Origin of the sequence: Nocardiopsis lucentensis DSM 44048 (genome assembly GCF_000341125.1) — a bacterium.
In the GTDB taxonomy this organism is placed as follows: Bacteria; Actinomycetota; Actinomycetes; order Streptosporangiales; family Streptosporangiaceae; genus Nocardiopsis; species Nocardiopsis lucentensis.
The window spans coordinates 1-4,791 of the sequence record NZ_ANBC01000547.1; the positions used below are offsets into that span (position 1 = coordinate 1).

A 4,791-nucleotide genomic window follows, 5' to 3' on the forward strand; every position below is an offset into this window, starting at 1 on the left:
GGCGACCCGGCCGTGCCGTCCCGGCCGGCCCGAGCGAGGGACAGCAGCGCCTCGGCGACGGTGAGTCGATCGGTGGCCGACGCGGCGGCGTCGTCGGCGGCCAGTTCGGTGAGCCTGGCGACCTCAGCACGGGCGTGGGCGAAGGCCGGGACGAAGGGGAAGGCCCGCCGCACTCCGCGCGCCAGCGCGACCAGTAGGTGGTGGCGTCCCCTCAGGTGCTCGCGCTCGTGCGCCAGGACCGCGGCCAGCCCCGCATCGTCCAGGGCGGCCAGTGCGGCGCTGGTGAGCACCACGTGGCCACCGCGTCCGGTGCGTCCCGGCAGGCAGTAGGCGGCGCACGCGTCGTGGTCGACCACGGTCGCCCCCAACCGGGCGTCCCCGGTACCGACCACGGCCAGGGCCGCGAGGTGGCGGCGGCGCTCGAGGGCCGCCCGCACCCACTCGGCGCCGACCCCGTATCCGGTCCGGAGCACGATCCCAGCCGACACCGCGAGTCCGGCGGTGGCCGTGAGCGCACCGCTCGGCGTGGCGTAGGCCTGGCGGAGCATCAACGCGCAGGAGTGCAGCATCTGGGCCGGGCCACCGGAGACCGGGGTGACGGGCAGGGCGAGGGTGATCCCGGCCAGGACCGCCGAGGCCAGGACGGAGACGGTCAGGACCTGCCACGCCAGCAGCCCCAGCCGGGGCGCCCGGTCGACCCAGACGGCGCGGCGCAGGAGCGGAGCGCCGAGCAGGAGCCCCGCGGCCGTGTGGGCGGCCAGGAGCAGCGCGGCGCTCACCCGCGCCCGCCCTCGGTGCCCCGGTCGGCCGCCTGCCGCGCCCGGGCGGCCGCCAGGCGTTCGGACAACTCGGAGATCTCCTCCACGTCCATGCCGTCGACGAACCGGGCGAGGGCCGCCGACCGGTCGGTGCTCTCGTCCAGTGCGTCGCGCATCAGGCGGGCGACGTAGTCCTCGCGGCCGGTCGTGGCCCAGTACCAGTAGGCGCGCCCGTCCATCCGGCGGTCCAGCCAGCCCTTGCCGTGCAGGATGTTCATCACCGTCTGCACGGTGGTGAAGGCCGGTACCGGATCGCGGTCGAGCCGTTCCAGGACCGCACGCACGGTCAGGGGCTCTCCGGCGCCCCACACCGCGTCCATGATCGCTGCCTCCAGGTCTCCGAACCGCTGCACGACTCCCCCTCCTTCCGGACCACCGCTCACCGCCCCGGGCCGGGGCATCCGCAGCGTACCGGCTGCCCGGCCGCCGAACGCCCCTTTCGCGGGTCAGTCCGAGACGACACGGCCCTCGCGTGCCAGGGCCTCCCAGGTGCTGCCACCGTCCTCGCTGCGGTGGACGCCCGCGCCGAAGGTGCCCGCGTAGACGAGGTCGGGGTCCTCGGGTGAGATCGCCAGGTGGCCGACCGCGTCCTCCTCCAGCAGCCAGCCGAGCTCCGACCACTCCTCTCCGGCGTCGCGGCTCTCCAGGAGCCCGTCGGTGACGCTGTAGGCCAGGACGTGGGCGGGGTCGGAGGGGTCGAGATGCACCGCGCTCACCGGTCCCGCCGCCAGGACCGGGTCCCAGGTCCCACCGCCGTCGGTGCTGCGCAGCAGGCCGACCTGGGTGCCCGCCCAGACCTCGTCCGGGTCTTCGGGGTGAGCGGCCAGGGCGGTCGCGCCCTCGGCCTCGGCCAGGTCCGGGGCGTTCACCACGTCCCAGGTGAAGCCCTCGTCCTCGCTGCGGTACAGGCCCTGGGACCATCCGTACACGGAGTCGCCCCCGGCGCCGACGCTCATCGTGTGGAAGTCGACCTCACCTTCCAGGGCACGCGTCTCCCAGGTCCGGCCGCCGTCCTCGCTGACCATGAAGCCGAGCGGGTTCACCAGTGAACTGCCGGGCGCGGGGTGCCCGCTGGAGAACATGCGCCCCTCCTCCGTGGGGTGCGCCGTGAACCCCATGAAGTCGTGTCGCTCCTCGCCGACCGTCCGCCAGCCGCCGTCGGATCCGCCCTCGACGAGGCCGTCGTGGGTGGCTACGAACGGGCCGTCGGACGCCCACCCGGGGAGGGCGACGCCGTGGATGTGGGTGAAGCCCTCCACCGCCGAGCCGGTGCCGTGCCCGTCGTCGCCCTCGCGGGAGGCGATCGACCATCCGACGCCCGCCACGACCGCGACCGCGACCGCGGAGGCGGCTCCGATCAGCGTCAGGCGGCGTGTCCCGCGCCGTCGCCGCCGCTGTTCCTGATTCTGGCGGCGGGGGTCGGCGGCCTGCCGACGCTTGCGGGACCGCTCCGCTCCCTCGCTGTCTGCCATCGGTGTTCCCGTCTGTCCGGGTACGGGTGACCGGCGTCCGCCGCGCGGCCCCGCACATGACGACCTATGCGCCTAAGTTGCTTAGGTCTGATGTCGGGGGACACGCTACCGCCTCCCCGGGGTCGCCCGTGACCGGCCCCGGGGCCGTCGAAGACGCCGCCCGTGTCCGCCCGCCGGGCGATCCCCGAGTTCCGTCCGTTCCTCCCGCCTCGTGCGCCGTCCCCTCAGCCGGTCGGGCCGGAGGCGTCGACACCGACGTCCTCCCGCCCCACCAAACGCAGCCCGCGGCGCCACAGTCGCGCCCGGACCCGCGGGTCGGCGGCCTGCTCATGGGCCGAGCTCTCACGCAGCCGGTCGTAGAACCGGTCGGTCACCCCGGCCAGCGCGGGGTCGGTGATCAGGCGGTACGCCGCGGCCACGCCCTCCTCCAGGGTGTCGACCGGGGTGATGCCGTGCAGCGTGACGATCTTGGTCGGCATGTAGGTCGCCGGATGGAGGCTGGTGAAGGTGACCTCGTCGGCGGGGACACGGGCGGCGAACTCGGTGGCCGACATGATCTGCGCGAGCTTGCTCCGCCGATAGGCGTCGACCCCGTCGTAGTCGCGCTCGAACATGAGGTCGTCCAGGTCGACGGGAGCCTGGCCCAGGGAGGAGACGTTGACCACGCGTGCGGGCGCCGAGGCGCGCAGCAGGGGCAGCAGGTCGAGGGTGAGCAGGAACCCGGCCAGGTAGTTCACGGTCAGGCGCAGTTCGTACCCGTCGGCGCCGACCCGCCGCTCCCGGCCGTCGGGTTCACCGAAACCGATGCCCGCGTTGCTGACCAGGACGTCGAGGCGGTCGGTGCGTGTGGGCACCTCGGCGGCCATCCGGGCCACCTGGGAGAGGTCGGAGAAGTCGGCGACCAGTGTCTCCGGGGCCGGTGCGCCCTCCTTCTCGACCTCCGCGGCCAAGACGGCGAGTTTGGCGGGATCGCGGCCGTGGAGCAGCAGTCGCGCCCGGTCCCGGGCGAGACGCAGGGCCAACGCGCGACCGAGACCGTCGGTCGATCCGGTGATGAGGATGGTGCTCATGTGGTCCGTTCCGGGTCGTGGTGCGTGTGACCGAGGCTAGTGGTGGGAGCGGACGCGTACGTGGGTCCGTTGTGCCTACGACCCCGAGGGTCTGTTCGGCGCCACCCGTCCGGGAATCCTCCGATACCCGGTGGATTCTGGCGATAGCGGTCATGCGTTATCGTTGTTAAATGACGGGACGACAGGACACCCGGGCGCGGATCGTGACGGCCGCGGCGACGCTGCTGTCCGAGGGCGGGCGCGAGGCGGTGACGACGCGGGCGGTCAGCCAGGCGGCCGGAGTGCAGCCGCCGGCGATCTACCGGCAGTTCGGCGACATGGACGGCCTGCTGGACGCGGTGGCCGCGGCGGGCTTCGGCGACTACCTCGCCCGCAAAGAGGCTCAGGAACCCTCCGGAGACCCGGTGGCCGACCTGCGTTCCGGATGGGACCTGCACGTCGATTTCGGCCTGGAGAACCCCGCGTTCTACTCCCTGATGTACGGACAGACCCATCCGCGCGGCGGCGGCGAGGCGGGGGCCGAGGCGTGGCGGATCCTGGTCGGTATGGTCACCAGGGTCGCGGAGGCGGGGCGACTGACCCTGGACGTCGAGCGTGCGGCGGCCATGATCCACTCCGCCGCCGTGGGGGTGACGCTGACCCTCATCGACACCGTCCCGGAGCGGAGGGACCCCGGTCTGTCCGACCGGATGCGTGACCTGGTCGTCGACGGCCTCACCGACGCCGGCGCACCGGGCGACGGTGACCGCCCGGGTCCCGACGACCGTGCGGCCGCCCGGCACGCCGTCGCCCTGGGCGCGGTCCTGGACGCCGCCGCCGTCCCGTTCACGCCCGGCGAGCGGATGATCCTCGGTGAACTGCTCGACCGCCTCGCGCGCGCCGAGTGACCGGGCGCCCGCGGCCGCGCCGCCTCGACGGGCCGGGTCCGACCGGGCGGATCACCGGGCCCTGACCCGGCGGCGGGTTCAGTCCCGTGCGGCCTGTGCGAGGGGGAAACCGAAGACACCGTCAGGGTCGTAGCGGACGCGGATCTCCTCCAGACGGGCGTGGTGGGCGCCGTGGTAGGCCTGGCGCCAGTCCGGCCGGTCCGCCTCGGGGTGGTTCGGGTGCGCGGCGCCCGACGCCAGCGGCCGAAGCACCCCGTGCAGCGCCTCTTGGGCCACCCGCGACTCCGCGGTCGCTCCGATGGCGGGCCGGAACTCCGAGAGGGCGCCGAACAGGGCTCCGCGGTGCGGGAACGCCGACGGCTCCGCTTCCGGTCGGTCGTAGGCGCCGCCCATCGCCTCCAGGGTCAGGCGACGGTACTCCCCGACGCGCGGCTCCCGGTCCATCTCCGCGGTGATCTTGTCCAGGGCGGTCGCGTCGAGGGGGCGGTCGAAGAACGCGTGCCGCCGCAGTACGACGCTCCGGCCGCCGACGTCACCGGTGGCG

At 74.1% G+C, this 4,791-nt stretch carries 6 protein-coding genes; 1 reads left to right on the forward strand and 5 read right to left on the reverse strand.

The features are described 5' to 3' along the window. From D471_RS0118985 to D471_RS0119000, 4 genes are all read right to left on the reverse strand, one after another. Positions 1 to 779 (reverse strand): M48 family metalloprotease (locus tag D471_RS0118985; protein WP_017600072.1); only part of this gene is annotated, 779 nt, incomplete at its 3' end. Further along, on the reverse strand, positions 776 to 1,171 hold the full coding sequence (locus D471_RS0118990) for a BlaI/MecI/CopY family transcriptional regulator (protein WP_017600073.1): 396 nt from the start codon (positions 1,169 to 1,171) through the stop codon (positions 776 to 778). The genes D471_RS0118990 and D471_RS0118985, both read right to left, overlap by 4 nt. A gap of 93 nt (positions 1,172 to 1,264) precedes the next feature. Beyond that, positions 1,265 to 2,290 (reverse strand): F510_1955 family glycosylhydrolase, encoded by a 1,026-nt coding sequence (locus D471_RS40315; RefSeq protein WP_017600074.1) that lies wholly within the window; start codon positions 2,288 to 2,290, stop codon positions 1,265 to 1,267. 224 nt (positions 2,291 to 2,514) lie between these two features. Beyond that, positions 2,515 to 3,360, reverse strand: a complete 846-nt coding sequence (locus tag D471_RS0119000) for an SDR family NAD(P)-dependent oxidoreductase (protein WP_017600075.1) — start codon at positions 3,358 to 3,360, stop codon at positions 2,515 to 2,517. Positions 3,361 to 3,530: 170 nt separating this feature from the next. Between D471_RS0119000 and D471_RS0119005 the strand changes: the two genes are divergently transcribed. Further along, positions 3,531 to 4,247, forward strand: a complete 717-nt coding sequence (locus tag D471_RS0119005) for a TetR/AcrR family transcriptional regulator (protein ID WP_017600076.1) — start codon at positions 3,531 to 3,533, stop codon at positions 4,245 to 4,247. A 78-nt stretch (positions 4,248 to 4,325) separates the two neighbouring features. Here D471_RS0119005 and D471_RS0119010 read toward each other — a convergent pair. Further along, positions 4,326 to 4,791, reverse strand: a 466-nt coding sequence (locus tag D471_RS0119010; protein WP_026127869.1) for a BBE domain-containing protein, incomplete at its 5' end; no start/stop codon positions are given.

What these genes read in the sequence shown, in the direction of transcription:
- D471_RS40315 (WP_017600074.1), bottom strand. Translation starts at nt 2,290, where the DNA reads ATGGCAGACAGCGAGGGAGCGGAGCGGTCCCGCAAGCGTCGGCAGGCC.
- D471_RS0119000 (WP_017600075.1), bottom strand. Translation starts at nt 3,360, where the DNA reads ATGAGCACCATCCTCATCACCGGATCGACCGACGGTCTCGGTCGCGCG.
- D471_RS0119005 (WP_017600076.1), top strand. Translation starts at nt 3,531, where the DNA reads ATGACGGGACGACAGGACACCCGGGCGCGGATCGTGACGGCCGCGGCG.